The sequence below is a fragment of the Streptomyces sp. NPDC004327 genome (assembly GCF_042873935.1).
Classification (GTDB): Bacteria; Actinomycetota; Actinomycetes; order Streptomycetales; family Streptomycetaceae; genus Streptomyces.
In genome coordinates this window covers 454,244-469,102 of the sequence record NZ_JBIAME010000001.1, presented here as the reverse complement: position 1 = coordinate 469,102, position 14,859 = coordinate 454,244, and the positions used below count along the sequence as shown (strand labels likewise).

The following is a 14,859-nucleotide window of genomic DNA, read 5'->3' as shown; positions in this document are numbered from 1 at the left end:
TCCCCCTGCCTCTCTCCCCGCGCCGGAACCGGACTGCCCGGTGGTCCGACTCCTCAAGGGCGCCCCCGATCCGAGCGGCGGCGCCGTCGAGCTCTGAAAGGGCGGCCGGTGGACACCATCCGAGAATCCTCGTCGCGTTCGCGGCGACCGCGTACGCGAACGGCCTCGCGCGGAGGCGGGCCGCCCGCCGCCCTGTGGGCGTTCCTGGCCGTGCTGGCGCTGGTCTTCGCCGGCTCGTACGCGCTCGGTGCGGCCGTCGGGCCGGTCGGTCGGGAGGACCGCCCCTCGCCGGCGGACGCCCCTCGGGTGCCGGAGCACGTCCACGGGGGTGAGCACCGGTGACGGCCGGAACGGCGCGAGCCCTGCAGACGACGGACCTGGTCGTCGGCGGCATGACGTGCGCCGCGTGCGTCAACCGCGTCGAGAAGAGGCTGTCCCGGCTGGCGGGGGTCACGGCCGCCGTCAACCTGGCGACGGGACGGGCCCGCGTCCGGCACCCCGCGTCGGTCCCGGTGGCGGAGCTCGTCGCCGCGGTCGAGAAGGCCGGCTGCACCGCCACGCTGCCCGGGCCTTCCGCCCCTCAGCGCTCCGAGCCGGACGAGGCTCCCACCGCGCCGGCCGTGCGCGAGGGCGAACGCCTGCTGGTCACCGCGCTGTTGGCGCTGCCGGTGCTGGTCCTGTCCATGGTGCCCGCGTTGCAGTTCCGCCACTGGCAGTGGCTGTGCTTCGCGCTGGCGGCACCGGTCGCGGTGTGGGGGGCGTGGCCGTTCCACGCCCGGGCGCTGCGCGGGCTGCGGCACGCGGCGTCGACCATGGACACACTGGTGTCGCTGGGTGTGGTGGCCTCGTTCGCCTGGTCCACGTACGCGCTGTTCCTCGGCGGCGCCGGGGAGCCGGAGGCGCGGATGCCGTTCACCCTGCTCCCGGCGGCATCCGACGGCATGGCGCACGTCTATCTCGAAGCGGCCGTCGGCGTACCGCTGTTCGTGTGGGCGGGCAGGTTCCTGGAAGGGCGGGCCCGGCACGGGACGGGAGCGGCTCTGCGCTCGCTCGCCCGACTCGGCGTCAAGGACGTGTCGGTCCGCGAAGGAGGACAAGAACGCCCGGTCCCCCTGGAGCGGTTGCGTCCCGGGCAGGAGTTCGTGGTGCGCCCCGGCGAGCGGATCGCGACCGACGGCGAGGTGGTGGAGGGCGGCTCGGCGGTCGACCTCTCGCTGATCACCGGGGAGAGCGAGCCGGTCGACGTCGGACCTGGGGCGGCCGTGGTGGGCGGGTCGGTGAACGTCGGCGGCCTGCTGCTCGTACGGGCCACGGCGGTCGGCTCCGCCACCCGCCTCGCCCGCATCGCCCGCCTGGTGGCCGACGCGCAGGCCGGCAAGGCGCGGGCCCAGCGGCTCGCCGACCGGGTCGCCGGGGTCTTCGTCCCCGTGATCCTGGCCCTGGCCGTCGGCACCCTCGGCTTCCGGCTCGGCGGCGCGAGCGGTACGGGCGGTGGCGCCCAGGCGGCGATCACGGCCTGCGTGGCCGTCCTCGTCGTCGCCTGCCCGTGCGCGCTGGGCCTGGCGACGCCGACGGCGCTGATGGCCGCGACCGGCCGGGGCGCGCGGCTCGGCGTGCTGGTCGGCGGCCCCCGGGCGCTGGAGGGCCTGCGGCACGTCGACACGGTCGTCCTCGACAAGACGGGCACCCTGACCTCCGGCCGCATGAGCGTCGTCCGGATCACGGCCGCGCCCGGCGGACTCGACCAGGAGGCGGTCCTGCGGCTCGCCGGGGCCGTCGAGCGGGGCTCGGAGCATCCCCTGGCCCGGGCGATCGCCGCCCATGCCGAGCGCCGTGCGGCCCTGCCGGCGCTGCCGGCGCTGCCGGGCGTCACCGGTTTCCGTGCCCTGCCGGGACGCGGAGCCCGGGGCCGGGTCGAGGGCCGGCTCGTGGAGGTCGGTGCCCCGCCTCACGGCGACGAGCTGCCCGCCGCTCTCGCCGCCGCGCTCGCCTCGGCCGGCGCGAACGCCCGTACCCCTGTCCTGGTCCGCGTCGACGGGGCGGCCATGGCTCTGATCGAGCTCGGCGACACCGTGCGCCCGGGAAGCTACCGGGCGGTGGACGCGCTCCGCCGCCTCGGCGTGCGTCCGGTGCTCGCGACCGGGGACGCCGAGGGCCCCGCGCGGGCGGTGGCCGCGGAGCTGGGCATCGACGAGGTGCACGCCCGCTGCGCCCCAGAGGAGAAGGCGGCCCTGGTCCGGTCGCTGAGGGAACGGGGGCACCGGGTCGCGGTCGTCGGCGACGGCGTGAACGACGCGGCCGCGCTCGCCGCCGCCGACATCGGCATCGCCCTGGCCGACGGGACGGACGCCGCCATCGGCGCGGCGGACGTGACGCTGGTGCGCGCCGGCGTCGAGGCCCTGGCCGATGCCGTACGCCTCGCCCGGCGCACCCTGTCCACGATCCGCGTCAACCTGATCTGGGCGTTCGGCTACAACGCGGTGACCGTGCCCCTGGCCATGGCGGGCCTGCTCAATCCGATGGTGGCCGCCGCCGCGATGTCGGCGAGTTCCCTGCTGGTGGTCGGCAACAGCCTGCGCCTGCGGACCTGGCACCCCTGGCCCGCGGCCCGCCGCCGGGCGCGGTGACGCGCGCACCGCGCCCACCGGCGGACGGTGTCCTCAGGGGGATGCCGGGGCGGCCGCGAAGCGGTCCAGCGCGCCGGCCTTGGCCTGCGCGACGAGGTCGGCGAACTGTTCCTCGCTCATCTGCACCCGCTGGCCGAAGTCGTCGGTGATGCGGACGCGCCGTTCCGCGGGCGCGTCCGCGTCCACGAAGAGCTGCGGGCACCCGCAGTCGCAGTTGCCGCAGAAGGTCGCGATCGGATCCGGAGTCGTGTCGGGCATGTGCGCCACCTCACCTCTCGGGGTTCGTGGTCGTTCGGGCACATCGACACTGCCCAGCGGGCATTCCCGCCCAAACCAACCCCAAAGGTGAGGAAAACCACCATCGTCTCCGGGAACCAGGAGGACGTCGCGCACGACCGCGCGCGACGTCCCGGGCCGCCTCGTTCCGCCCGCTCCCCGAGCCCGCGGAACCCTCAGGCGCGGGCCCTGGCGGCGGCCAGGGCGTCCTTGACCTCCTGCGCCACGCGGACCGCGTCCTCGGGGTTGTGCACCACGTCGGTGTGGTTCATGTCGATGACGAGCACCTCACTGGCCGAGTAGTGCTTGTGCACCCAGTCGTCGTAACCGGACCACAGCGTGCGGTAGTACTCGACGAGGGCCTCGTCCTGCTCGAAGTCACGGCCGCGCATCCCGATGCGCTTGAGCACGGTCGCGAAGTCCGCCTTGAGGTAGACCATGAGGTCGGGCGCCTTGCGGTACGGCAGGGAGTCGATCTCGCGCATCATCTCGTTCAGCAGGCCCTCGTACACCTGCATCTCGAGGGAGCTGATGCGGCCCAGGTCGTGATTGACCTTGGCGAAGTACCAGTCCTCGTAGATGGACCGGTCGAGGACGTTGTCGCCCTGCTTGTACGCCTCCTTGATCGCCGCGAACCGCGTCTGCAGGAAGTACAGCTGGAGCAGGAAGGGGTAGCGCTTGGCCTGGATCTCCTCGGGGCTCGCCGTGTAGAAGAGCGGCAGGATCGGGTTGTCGTCCACGCTCTCGTAGAAGACGTCGCTGCCGAGCTCCTTCGCGAGCAGCTCGGCCACGCTCGTCTTGCCGATCCCGATCATGCCTCCGACGCAGATCACTGCCATACCTCACTTCTCCCTGGGACTTCTGTTCACGGCGAGAGCCGGGCCACCCCCAGCGCCCTGGCACGTTGCGGCGGTCACCTGATTTCCCAGGATCTTCATGATCGATGTCACGTGGCCCCCCGCCCGGGCCGAGCCCCGACGCGGACCGTCATCCCCGGCCGGTCCCGGAACAAGCCATCGCCTCGCGGCCGCTCAGAAGCATAGATGACCGCTGACCTGCGTCGGTCCTGGCGAGGGCGGGGAGGACGAGGGCGCCCGGGAGACGGAGTACGGCCACCCGCCGAAGGCGGGAGGGGGCGCCGTGGCCGGCGGGGGGGGACCGGCCGTCGGGTGGATGCCCCCGCGCGGCCCCACGCGGCCGGCGGCGAGGGCGAAGCCAAGGACGAAGCGACACCGTCGGCTTCCCGGCCGCCGCCTTCCCGACCCGTACCCGGCGCCCACGCCCGCATCCGTACCCGCACCCGCACCCCGCACCCCGCGCCCGGTGCCCGGTGCCCGGTGCCCGCACCCACGCGTACCCGTCCCCGTGCCGGTACCAGCGCCTCCGGGCGCCCGCGTTCCCGGCGCTTCCCCGGCAGCGCCGGGGCACTGGGGTCGGCTCTTCTCACACGCGCGGCCGGGGTGCTCCCGACCCAGCCGGCCCACGCCGCGTCGCTCCGGCCGGTGATCCGTCCGCGATCTGAGCGAACTACCCTCCCTGACCGCACGGTTCACCCGCACCGGGACCCGGAGGGGCGCTTGCGGAGGTCGATGCCACCGGCCGCCGCATGGTGATGGCCAACGCAGGCGCACGCGGCGCACAACGCCCTGCCGCACAGCTGGGCCACCGGCGGTGTCGCCGCCGCCGACCGCGATCTGGGTCCGTCCCGCTTCACTGCCGAGCGGCTTGGCAGGGAGGGAGTTCGCTGGAGCCGCGGACGACCAGGCGGGTGGGGACCATGAGGGTCCGGGCGCGGGTGCGGTCGCCGTCGAGGCGGGCGAGGGCGGTCCTGGCCGCCGCCTCGCCGATGGCCGCCGGGTCCTGGGCCACGACGGTCAGGGCCGGTTCGAGGACGTCGGCGAGCGGGAGGTCGTCGAAGGTGACCAGGGCGATGTCCCGGCGTCCCGCGCGGGTGAGCTGGGCGATGACTCCGAGGGCCGTCATGTTGTTCGCCGCGAACAGGGCGGTGGGCGGGTTCGGCAGGTTCAGCAGTGCGGTGGTCTCGGCGGCGGCCTCGTCCTGGCTGTGGGCTCCGGTGACCAGGCTCCGGTCGTGGGGCAGGCCGGCCTCGGTGAGCGCCGAGCGGTAGCCGGCGAGGCGCTCGCGCCGGGTGTAGAGCTTGGCGGGAAGGTCTCCGATGAAGCCGATCCGGCGGTGCCCGCGGGCGATGAGGTGGGAGACGCCCTCGTGGACGCCGGCCTGGTTGGAGCTGACGACGCAGTCGGCGGACAGTCCGACTCCGGGCCGGTCGAGGAACACCACCGGCAGACCGGCCGCGCGCGGTCCCTTGAGGTGGCTGTGATCGGCTCCGAACGCGGGGACGACCATCAGCATGCTGACGCGCCGGGCGAGGAAGGTCTGGATCAGTTCCCGTTCCCGGTCCGGGTCTTCGGCCGACGAGCCCATGAGCAGGGTGAGCCCCCGGCTGCGCACGATGTCTTCTATGCCGCCGGCGACGGTGCCGAAGAAGGGGTTGCCGAGGTCGGGCACGACCAGGCCGACGGTGGTGTCGGGGCCGCCGACGCGGATGTTGCGGGCCATCAGGTTCGGCTGGAAGCCGAGCTTCGCGACCGCGGCCAGCACCCGCGCGCGGGTCTCCGGGGAACTCGGCCCGTCCTCGTTGAGCACCCGGGACACCGTCTTGGCGCTGACGCCCACTTCCCTGGCGACATCGGCCAGTGTGGGGCGGCGGTTCGCAGCCATGTACCACCGTTCCTGTACGTTCGTCGGGCCCGGCCCCTGCCCGGGGCCGGGCCCGCTGTCCTGAGTGTGCGGCGACCCTGTGGTCCGCGCGGCGTTGCCCCGCGGCGACTCAGTGGGCGGACACGCCTGCCGCCTCGGCGGCATCCGCGTCGGCAACGACCGTACCTCCATCGTCGCTCACCCTGAGCGCCCCCGTCATGATGGCGACGACCTCCGCCATGGAATGGTCGGACGGCTTGATCAGCGCCTCGCGGCGGCCGAGCCGGTGGATGTGGATGCGGTCGGCGATCTCGAAGACGTGCGGCATGTTGTGGCTGATCAGCACCACGGGCATGCCCTTGTCACGGACCCGGCGGATCAGGTCCAGGACCTGCCCCGACTCCTTGACGCCCAGCGCGGCGGTGGGCTCGTCCATGACGACGACGCTCGATGCCCAGGCGACGGACCGCGCGACCGCCACGGCCTGGCGCTGACCGCCGGAGAGTGTCTCCACCGGCTGCGTCAACGACCGGAGTCCGATCTTGAGGTCGGCCATGTGGGCCGCTGCCTCGTCGCGCATGCGCTTCTTGTCGAGCATGCGCAGCGCGCTGCCGAGGAAGCCGGGCCGGCGCAGCTCGCGGCCGAGGAACATGTTGGAGGCGATGTCCATGGAGGCCGCGACGGCCAGATCCTGGTACACGGTCTCGATGCCGTGCTGCCGGGCGCTCTGCGGCCCGGTGAACCGGATGGGTTCGCCGTTCAGCCGGATCTCGCCCTCGTCGGGGGTGAGCGCACCGGTGAGGGCCTTGATCAGGCTGGTCTTGCCGGCGCCGTTGTCGCCGATGACGGCGAGGACCTCGCCGGGCAGCAGGTCGAAGTCGGCGCCGTCGATGGCGGTGACATGGCCGTACCGCTTGACCAGGCCGCGGGCCTGGAGCACGGGGGTGACATCGGCGGTGGTCATCGTGCCTTCCTCCGGGAGATCTGGTCGACGGTCACGGCCAGGATCACCAGCACACCGGTGATCAGGGTCTGGTAGATGGAGGCGACGCCCATGAGCTGGAGGCCGTTGCGGAACACCCCGACGATGAGGACGCCGATGAAGGTGCCGAGGACGGAGCCGCGCCCGCCGAAGAGACTGGTGCCGCCGAGGACGACGGCGGTGATGCTGTCCAGGTTGTCGGTCTGGCCGGCCTGCGGGTCGCCGACGCCGGTGCGGGAGATCAGGAGCAGCGCGGCGATCCCGTAGACGGCTCCGGCCAGGGTGTAGAGGCCGATCGTCAGCCGGGAGGTCCGGATGCCGTTGAGGCGGGCGGCCTCCGGGCTGTTGCCGAGCGCGTACACGTGCCGGCCCCAGGACGTGCCGCTCAGCGCGTACGCGAAGAGCAGGAACAGGGCGATCGTCACGAGCGAGCCGTAGGTGATGTCGGTGTTGCCCAGGGGGAAGGTCTCGCCGAGGGCGGTGAGCGGCGCCGGGAGGTCCGTGATCGTCTGCTCGGCCGAGTAGACGTGGGTCAGGGCGAACGCCACGTTCAGCATGCCGAGGGTGACGATGAACGGCGGGAGCGGGATCAGCTGCACCAGCAGGCCGTTGACCAGGCCGAAGGCCGCACTGACGGCCAGACCGAGAGCGATCGCGACGAGTGATGGCAGGCCGCCCCCGGCGGCCGTCTTGGCGATGACGATGCTGCCGAACGCCATGACGGCACCGCACGAGAGGTCGATGCCGGCGGTGAGGATGATCAGGGTCTGGCCGATGGCCAGCGTGCCGACGACCATGACCTGCTGGACGATCAGCGAGAAGTTGCCGCCGGAGAGGAACTGCTCGCTCGTCAGGGAGAAGAAGACGCAGGCCAGCAGCAGGGCGACGAGTGGGCCCGTGGTCGGTGTGGCGAGCAGCCGGCGGACCGTGCTCGGTCCTTTCAGCTGGTCGTAGGGCAGCGAAGTGGCAGTCATGGTGGTCCTTGCCGGTGGTCGATGGGCGGCGGAGCGAGGTGCGTCAGGGGTACGCGCCGGAGGGCTGTGCGCCGGGGGAGGCATCCGGGTTCGCGGCGCGCCCCGGCGCCCGGGGCTCAGCCCCAGCACTTCTCCAGGCCGTACGCGGTGTCCTTGGCGTCGACACCCGGCTTGGCCGCGTCGGTGACGAGCGTGACGCCGGTGTCGGTGTAGCCGGAGACCTTCTTGCCGCCCTTGGCGAAGGCGGCGACCGCCTTGACGCCCTGGGACGCCATTTCGAGCGGGTACTGCTGCGAGGTCGCCGCGATCTTGCCTTCCTTGACGGCCTTCGTACCGGTACAGCCTCCGTCGACGGAGACGACCAGCACCTTCTTCTCCAGGCCCTTCGCCTTGAGCGCGGTGTAAGCGCCCAGTGCCGCCGGCTCGTTGATGGTGTACACGACGTTGATGTCCGGGGCCTTCTGGAGGCAGTTCTCCAGGGCCGTCTGGCCCTTGGCCTGGTCGCCGCCGGTGTCCTGCCTGCACACGACCGACGGGTCGCCCTCCGCGACGCCGAAGCCCTTGAGGAAGCCCTGGTGGCGCTGCACGCCCACCGCGACGCCGGGCGCGAGGTCCAGGGTGGCGATCCTCGCCTCCTTGCCGGCCATGGCGGCCTTGGCGTAGCGGCCGATGAGCTCGCCCGCCTTGACGTTGTCGGTGGCGAAGAGGGCGTCGGTGGCGTCCTGCGGCTCGGTCGGGCTGTCGAGCGCGATGACCAGGATGCCCTTGGCGCGTGCCTTCTCCAGGGCGGGGACGATCGCCTTGGAGTCGTTGGGCGTGATGAGGATGCCCTTCACACCGGAGTTGACCATGTTCTCGATGGCGGTGACCTGGCCCGCGTTGTCGCCGTCGAACTTGCCGGCCGCGCTGACGAGTTCGACACCGTTCTCCTTCGCGGCCCGCTCGGCGCCCTCCTTCATCTTCACGAAGAACGGGTTCGTGTCCGTCTTGGTGATCAGCCCGACCTTGGTTCCGCCGCCGGATCCGCCCTGCGCACCGGAGCCGCAGGCCGTCAGGGTCAGCGCCGATACGGCGGCGAGAGCGGTGAATCCGAGGGAGGCGCGGAGGGTGCGGTTTCTGCGAGGCATGACTGAACTCCTGCTGGACGAGGGCGGAGAGAGGGTGTCAACGATGACACCTGTCATCGTTGACACTGCTTGCGGAGGATGATGAACTCCGTCACCCGGAAACGTCAATGCCTTGGCGTCGTCACACAGCCGCAACGCCGTCCGCCCCGCCGCACACGCCTGCCTGGAGAGAACGAGTCATGCGCCTGCCTCTGGTCACCGTCCTCGGAGAATGCGTCGCGGACGCCTTCACCGTCCCCGCACCCGCGCCGGGCGAGCTCTCCTTGCGGGTCCTGCCGGGCGGCGGCCCGGCGAACACCGCCGTGGCACTCGCCCGGTTGGGCACACCGGCCCGTTTCCTGGGGCGGCTGTCCGACGACGTCTTCGGCCGGCTGTTCCGCGCCCACCTGGAGTCCTCGGGTGTCGATCTCACGGCCGCCGTGCGCGCACCCGAGCCCAGCACGCTGGCCGTCGCCGAACTCGACGGACGGGGCCAGGCCTCGTACTCCTTCCACGCCCAGGGCACCGCGGACTGGCAGTGGACGGCGGACGAACTCGCCGCGACGGACCTCGCCTCCACGGCCTGCCTGCACTCGGGCTCCCTGGCCCTGGTGCGCGAGCCCGGCGCCGCGGTCGTGGAGGAGTTCCTCGGCCGCGCCTCCGCCACGGCCACGGTCTCCGTCGACCCCAACGTCCGGCCGCTGCTGGTCGGGTCGGAGGTCTACCGCGAACACCTGCCGCGCTGGTGCGCGCTCGCGGACATACTCCGGCTGAGCGAGGACGACCTGGAACTGCTGCTGCCCGCCCACACGATCGAGCGAGCCTGCGACGTCTGGCACGCGGCGGGCGTCCCGCTGGTCGTGATCACCCGCGGGGATCGCGGCGCGGTCGCCTCGCTGGACGGCGAGCGGGTCGTCGTGCCGTCGCCGCCGACCGACGTGGTCGACACCGTCGGGGCCGGCGACTCCTTCACCGCGGGGCTTCTGCACCATCTCGGCGCCAAGGGACTCCTCGGTGGACGTCTGACGGAGCTTCGGGTCGACGACGTCTTCGACGCCTGCGCTTTCGCCTCCCAGGTGGCGGCGCTGACCTGCGGCGTCGCCGGCCCGAACCCGCCGTGGGCCGCGCAGTTGAGGCCGCCGGCACCCGTGGCCGGACGCGCCGCCCGCTGAACGGCGGCCGGGCAGGTGGCCCGAACGAACTCGGGCCGGGCCATTGACGGGCCGCCCGGAACCCGCACATCATCACTCCGCATCGGGTGTCATCGCTGTCACATGTCATCGATGACACCCGATTTCCGGGCCGCACCCAGTGCAGGAGAAAACCATGAGCCGAGCCCCCGCGCGCCGCCGTGTCCCGCTCCGCCTCGTCGCCGCCGCGGCCGCGACCTGCGCGCTCGCCGTCACCTCCGCCGCCCCTCGGGCGGCGGCGGAGGCCGGCCGGCCGTACACGGAGGCGTACCGCCCCCAGTTCCACTTCAGCCCCGCGAAGAACTGGATGAACGACCCCAACGGACTGGTCTGGTTCCAGGGCGAGTACCACCTCTTCTACCAGTACAACCCGAGCGGAAACACCTGGGGCAACATGTCCTGGGGCCACGCCGTCAGCAAGGATCTGGTGCACTGGCGGGAACTCCCCCTCGCCATCCCGCACGACGACGAGGAGATGGTCTTCTCCGGCAGCGCCGTCGTCGACCGCGACAACACCACGGGCTTCGGGACCGAGGAGAACCCCGCGATGGTGGCCGTCTACACCAGCCACTTCAAGGACGGCGGCAAGCAGGCCCAGTCCTTGGCGTACAGCACCGACCGCGGCCGCACCTGGACCAAGTACGCCGGGAACCCCGTGCTCGACATCGGGTCGAAGGACTTCCGCGACCCCAAGGTCCAGTGGTACGCACCCACCAGGAGCTGGCTGATGACGGTGTCGCTGTCCGCCGAGCACAGGGTCCGGTTCTACTCCTCCAAGGACCTCAAGAGCTGGAAGCACCTGAGCGACTTCGGCCCGCGGAACGCGGTCGGCGGCGTCTGGGAGTGCCCGGACCTGTTCCCGCTGCCCGTCGACGGCGACCCCAAGCGCGTCAAGTGGGTGCTCGTCGTCAACATCAACCCCGGCGGCATCGCCGGCGGTTCGGCCGCCCAGTACTTCGTGGGCGACTTCGACGGCGAGCGCTTCACGGCCGACGACGACGGCTCGTACACGCCTCCGCCCGGAGTGGTGACGCAGGACTTCGAGGGGGCCGACTACGGCACGTGGCGGACGGCCGGTACGGCCTTCGGCGACGGGCCGGTCCCGGCACCGGCGCCCGGCACCTCGGGCACGAGCGGCTTCGAGGGCAGGGGCCTCGTCGACAGCTTCCACCACTCCGACGAGGAGACCGGCACCCTCACCTCACCGCCCTTCACCGTCGACAGCGACTACCTCAACTTCAAGGTGGCCGGCGGCCGTCACCCGCACGTGCCCGGCTCGGTGACGGGCGACTCCCCCGCGCCCGCGGGAGAGGTTCTCGCCGACTTCGAGCAGGACGGCTACGGCTCCTGGACCGCCACCGGCACCGCCTTCGGCAACGGCCCCGCACACGGAACGCTCCCCGGGCAGAGCCCGGTCACCGGCCAGCACGGCGACGGCCTGGTGAACAGCTTCGTCGACGGCGACGGGACCACGGGTACCCTCACCTCGCCCGAGTTCACCCTCACCGCGCGGCACATCAACTTCCTCATCGGCGGCGGCCACCACCCCTCCGGATCCGGCTCGCCCACCGCCGTCCGGCTCGTCGTCGACGGCAAGACCGTACGCAGCGCCACCGGCACCGACTCCGAAGAGCTCAACTGGGCCTCCTGGGACGTCGGCGACCTCGCCGGCCGGACCGCGCACATCGAGGTCGTCGACCAGAACACCGGCGACTGGGGCCACATCCTGCTCGACCGGGTCATGCTGTCCGACACCCCGGCACGGCCCCGCTCCACCGAGACGGCGGTCGATCTCCTCATCGACGGCGAGGTGGTCCGGAGCGAGACCGGCGGGAACAGCGGCAGCCTGGACTGGGCGTCCTTCGACCTGCGCGCTTACCGGGGCAGGCAGGCCGTCGTCCAGATCGTCGACATGAACCGGGGCGGCTGGGGCCACATCCTGGCGGACCACTTCGTCGCCGCCGACCGGCCGGCGACCCCGAGCGTCCGGCGGGCCAACTGGCTCGACCACGGCAAGGACTACTACGCGGCCGTCTCCTGGGAAGGGTCCCCGGACGGCAGGCGCCGCATGATCGGCTGGATGAACAACTGGCAGTACGGCAACGACATCCCGACCTCGCCCTGGCGCAGCGCGCAGAGCGTTCCCCGGGAGATGGCGCTGCGCACCGTGAACGGCCAGCTCCGGCTCGCGCAGCAGCCCGTGTCCACGATCGAGTCGCTGCACGCCGGAACCGCGGTCGGCGTGCGCGGTGTGAAGGTCGCGGAAGGCTCCGTACCGCTGGCGGGCGGCCGTGCCGACGGCAAGGCGCTCGACATCCGGGCCACGTTCACCCTCGGTGACGCAGAACGTTTCGGGTTCAAGGTGCGCACGGGCGAAGGCCAGGAGACCGTCATCGGCTACGACATCGGGACCCAGGAGCTGTACGTCGACCGGACGCGGTCGGGCGCGGTGGACTTCCACGACGACTTCCCCGGCGTCCAGCACGCGCCGCTGACCGCCCGGAACGGCAAGGTCGAGCTCCGCGTCCTGGTCGACTGGTCCTCCGTCGAGGTGTTCGGCGGCGACGGCGAAGCCGTCATCACGGACCAGATCTTCCCCGGCCCGGACAGCGAGGGAATCCGGCTCTTCGCCGAAGGCGGCTCCGCCCGCCTGGACAGCGCCAAGGTCTGGCAGATGCGTTCGTACCGCGACTGACCACACGCGTATGGCGGCCCATCACCTCAGGAGTTGCCGTAGTAGGCATCCGGGCCGTGCTTGCGGGTGAAGTGGCGGTCCAGGACGTGTCGCGGGGGTTCGACCGTGCCCAGGGCGATGGTGTGGAGGGCCATCTCGGCCACCGCCTCGCAGATGACGGCGTGCTCCAGGGACGTGGTGGCGTCGATGCCCCAGGTGAAGGGGCCGTGGTGGGCGACCAGGGCGCCGGGGACTTCCTTCGCCCGGGTGTCGTCACGGCCCAGCAGGTCCACGATGACCTGACCGGTGTTGTACTCGTAGTCCGTGGCGCACTGCTGGGGGGTGAGGACCGCGGTGACGGGTACGGGACCGTTGAACGTGTCCGCGTGGGTCGTGCCGAGCACCGGTATGGGACGCCGGGCCTGGGCGAAGGCGACGGCGTGGGTGGAGTGCGTGTGGGTCACGCCTCCGATGGAGGGGAAGGCCAGGTAGAGACTGCGGTGCGTCTCCGTGTCGGTGGACGGTCGCAGGTGGCCTTCCACGACACTGCCGTCGGACAGGGAGACGACGACCAGGTCCTCCTCGCTCAGCACGTCGTAGGCCACGCCCGAAGGCTTGATGACGAAGACGCCGGCCTGCCGGTCCACACCGCTCACGTTGCCCCAGGTGAGGGTGGCGAGGCCGGCTCGGGGGATGCGGAGGTTGGCCTCCAGTACCTCTCGGCGCAGCTCCTTGGAAACGGTCGTGCTCACGGAGGACTCCGTCCTGGTGGGAGGGGAGGCGGCGGGGGTGTTCACAGGCTCTGGGCCAGACGGTGATAGGCCTGGTTCCAGCGCAGCTCGCGCGTGAAGCGCCGGATGGTGGTGTCCGCGTCGATGACGGCGAGTTCGGTCCGCAGCATCTCGGCGAGGTCGTCGAGCTCCTCGCCGCCGAGAGCGGTGGTCAGGACGGTGTGGTGCGGCGCTCCGGCCGTCAGCCAGGCCTCGGTCGAGGTACGGAGGTCGGGGCGGGGGCGCCAGACGGCGCGGGCGACGGGAAGCCGGGGCAGGGGCTCGGGCGGGGCGACGACGTCGATGTGGTTGGCGACGAGACGGAACCGGTCTCCCATGTCGGCGAGACCGACGACGACGGCCGGACCGGGATCCGCGTCGAAGACGAGGCGGACCGGGTCCTCGCGTCCGCCGATGCCGAGCGGGTGGATCTCGCAGGCGGGCGTGGCCGTCGTGAGCGAGGGGCAGACCTCGAGCATGTGGGCGCCGAGGATGAGTTCGCGGCCGGGCGTGAGGTCGTAGGTGTAGTCCTCCATGAAGGAGGTGCCGCCGGGCAGGCCGTGGGCCATCGCCTTCAGCGTGCGCAGCAGGGTGGAGGTCTTCCAGTCTCCTTCGCCGCCGAAGCCGTAGCCGTCCGCCATCAGGCGCTGCACGGCGAGGCCGGGCAGCTGACGCAGGCCGCCGAGGTCCTCGAAGTTCGTGGTGAAGGCGCGGAACCCGCCTTCCGTGAGGAAGGTACGCAGACCGGCTTCGATGCGGGCGGCGTAGCGCAGGGAGTCGTGGCGCTCACCACCGGACCTCAGCTCGGGCGCGAGGGCGTAGAGGTCCTGGTACTCCTTGACGAGGGCGGTGACGGTGTCGTCGGGGGTGGCGTCGACCGCGGCGACGAGGTCGTTGACGCCGTACGTGTTGACCGAGACCCCGAACCGCAGCTGGGCCTCGACCTTGTCGCCTTCGGTGACGGCGACGTCGCGCATGTTGTCGCCGAACCGGGCGAGCTTGAGGGTGGCGAGTTCGGATCGGCCGACGGCGGCGCGGGCCCATCCGGCGATGCGGTCGACGACGTCGGGGGTGGAGACATGGCCGGCCACGGTCTTGCGCGGGACACCGAGGCGGGTCTGGACGAAGCCGAACTCGCGGTCGCCGTGGGCGGCCTGGTTCAGGTTCATGAAGTCCATGTCGATGGTGGACCAGGGCAGTCGGCGGTTGGCCTGGGTGTGCAGGTGCAGCAGCGGCTTGCTCAGGGCGTCGAGGCCGGCGATCCACATCTTGGCCGGGGAGAAGGTGTGCATCCAGGCGATCAGGCCGATGCAGCGGTCGTCGGCGTTGGCCTCCAGGCAGACCGCGCGGATGGCGGCCGCGTCGGTGAGGACCGGCTTCCACACCAGGCGCACGGTCATCCGGGGCTGGTCGGCGAGGGTGGCGCAGATGGCGCGGGACTGGTCGGCGACCTGGGCCAGGGTCTCGTCGCCGTAGAGGGACTGGCTGCCGGTGAGAAACCAGATCTCGCGGTCGGGCTGGGCGGGCGTCATGTCGGGT

At 72.0% G+C, this 14,859-nt stretch carries 11 protein-coding genes; 3 read left to right on the top strand and 8 right to left on the bottom strand.

Annotated features, from left to right (window positions below; genetic code table 11):
- The first annotated feature begins 392 nt into the window (after positions 1 to 392).
- Entirely contained in the window at positions 393 to 2,627 is a 2,235-nt protein-coding gene (locus ACFYU9_RS02015) for a heavy metal translocating P-type ATPase (protein WP_389342941.1), read from the top strand.
- Between the two features lie 33 nt (positions 2,628 to 2,660).
- Here ACFYU9_RS02015 and ACFYU9_RS02010 read toward each other — a convergent pair whose 3' ends face one another.
- From ACFYU9_RS02010 to ACFYU9_RS01985, 6 genes are all read right to left on the bottom strand, one after another.
- A complete protein-coding gene (locus tag ACFYU9_RS02010) occupies positions 2,661 to 2,885 on the bottom strand; it encodes a hypothetical protein (RefSeq protein ID WP_389209974.1) in 225 nt (74 codons plus the stop codon).
- Between the two features lie 194 nt (positions 2,886 to 3,079).
- Entirely contained in the window at positions 3,080 to 3,742 is a 663-nt protein-coding gene (locus tag ACFYU9_RS02005; protein WP_389209972.1) for a deoxynucleoside kinase, read from the bottom strand.
- Between the two features lie 871 nt (positions 3,743 to 4,613).
- Positions 4,614 to 5,645: a LacI family DNA-binding transcriptional regulator gene (locus tag ACFYU9_RS02000; protein ID WP_389209970.1), complete on the bottom strand. Its 1,032-nt coding sequence runs from the start codon at positions 5,643 to 5,645 to the stop codon at positions 4,614 to 4,616.
- A 109-nt stretch (positions 5,646 to 5,754) separates the two neighbouring features.
- Positions 5,755 to 6,588: an ATP-binding cassette domain-containing protein gene (locus ACFYU9_RS01995; protein ID WP_389209968.1), complete on the bottom strand. Its 834-nt coding sequence runs from the start codon at positions 6,586 to 6,588 to the stop codon at positions 5,755 to 5,757.
- Complete coding sequence (locus tag ACFYU9_RS01990) at positions 6,585 to 7,580, bottom strand: ABC transporter permease (RefSeq protein WP_389341466.1); 996 nt, start codon at positions 7,578 to 7,580, stop codon at positions 6,585 to 6,587. The genes ACFYU9_RS01995 and ACFYU9_RS01990 overlap by 4 nt, the downstream gene beginning before the upstream one ends.
- A 116-nt stretch (positions 7,581 to 7,696) precedes the next feature.
- On the bottom strand, positions 7,697 to 8,707 hold the full coding sequence (locus tag ACFYU9_RS01985; RefSeq protein ID WP_389341463.1) for a sugar ABC transporter substrate-binding protein: 1,011 nt from the start codon (positions 8,705 to 8,707) through the stop codon (positions 7,697 to 7,699).
- Positions 8,708 to 8,886: 179 nt separating this feature from the next.
- On the opposite strand from ACFYU9_RS01985, the gene ACFYU9_RS01980 reads away from it, so the two are divergent.
- Positions 8,887 to 9,858, top strand: a complete 972-nt coding sequence (locus ACFYU9_RS01980) for a carbohydrate kinase (RefSeq protein WP_389341460.1) — start codon at positions 8,887 to 8,889, stop codon at positions 9,856 to 9,858.
- A 154-nt stretch (positions 9,859 to 10,012) separates the two neighbouring features.
- Positions 10,013 to 12,571: a GH32 C-terminal domain-containing protein gene (locus tag ACFYU9_RS01975; protein ID WP_389341457.1), complete on the top strand. Its 2,559-nt coding sequence runs from the start codon at positions 10,013 to 10,015 to the stop codon at positions 12,569 to 12,571.
- Between the two features lie 26 nt (positions 12,572 to 12,597).
- Here ACFYU9_RS01975 and araD read toward each other — a convergent pair whose 3' ends face one another.
- The gene (gene araD / locus ACFYU9_RS01970) at positions 12,598 to 13,302 is read right to left on the bottom strand and encodes an L-ribulose-5-phosphate 4-epimerase AraD (protein ID WP_389209959.1); all 705 of its coding nucleotides are present in this window, start codon (positions 13,300 to 13,302) and stop codon (positions 12,598 to 12,600) included.
- Between the two features lie 41 nt (positions 13,303 to 13,343).
- On the bottom strand, positions 13,344 to 14,852 hold the full coding sequence (gene araA / locus ACFYU9_RS01965; protein ID WP_389341455.1) for an L-arabinose isomerase: 1,509 nt from the start codon (positions 14,850 to 14,852) through the stop codon (positions 13,344 to 13,346).
- Positions 14,853 to 14,859 lie beyond the last annotated feature (7 nt).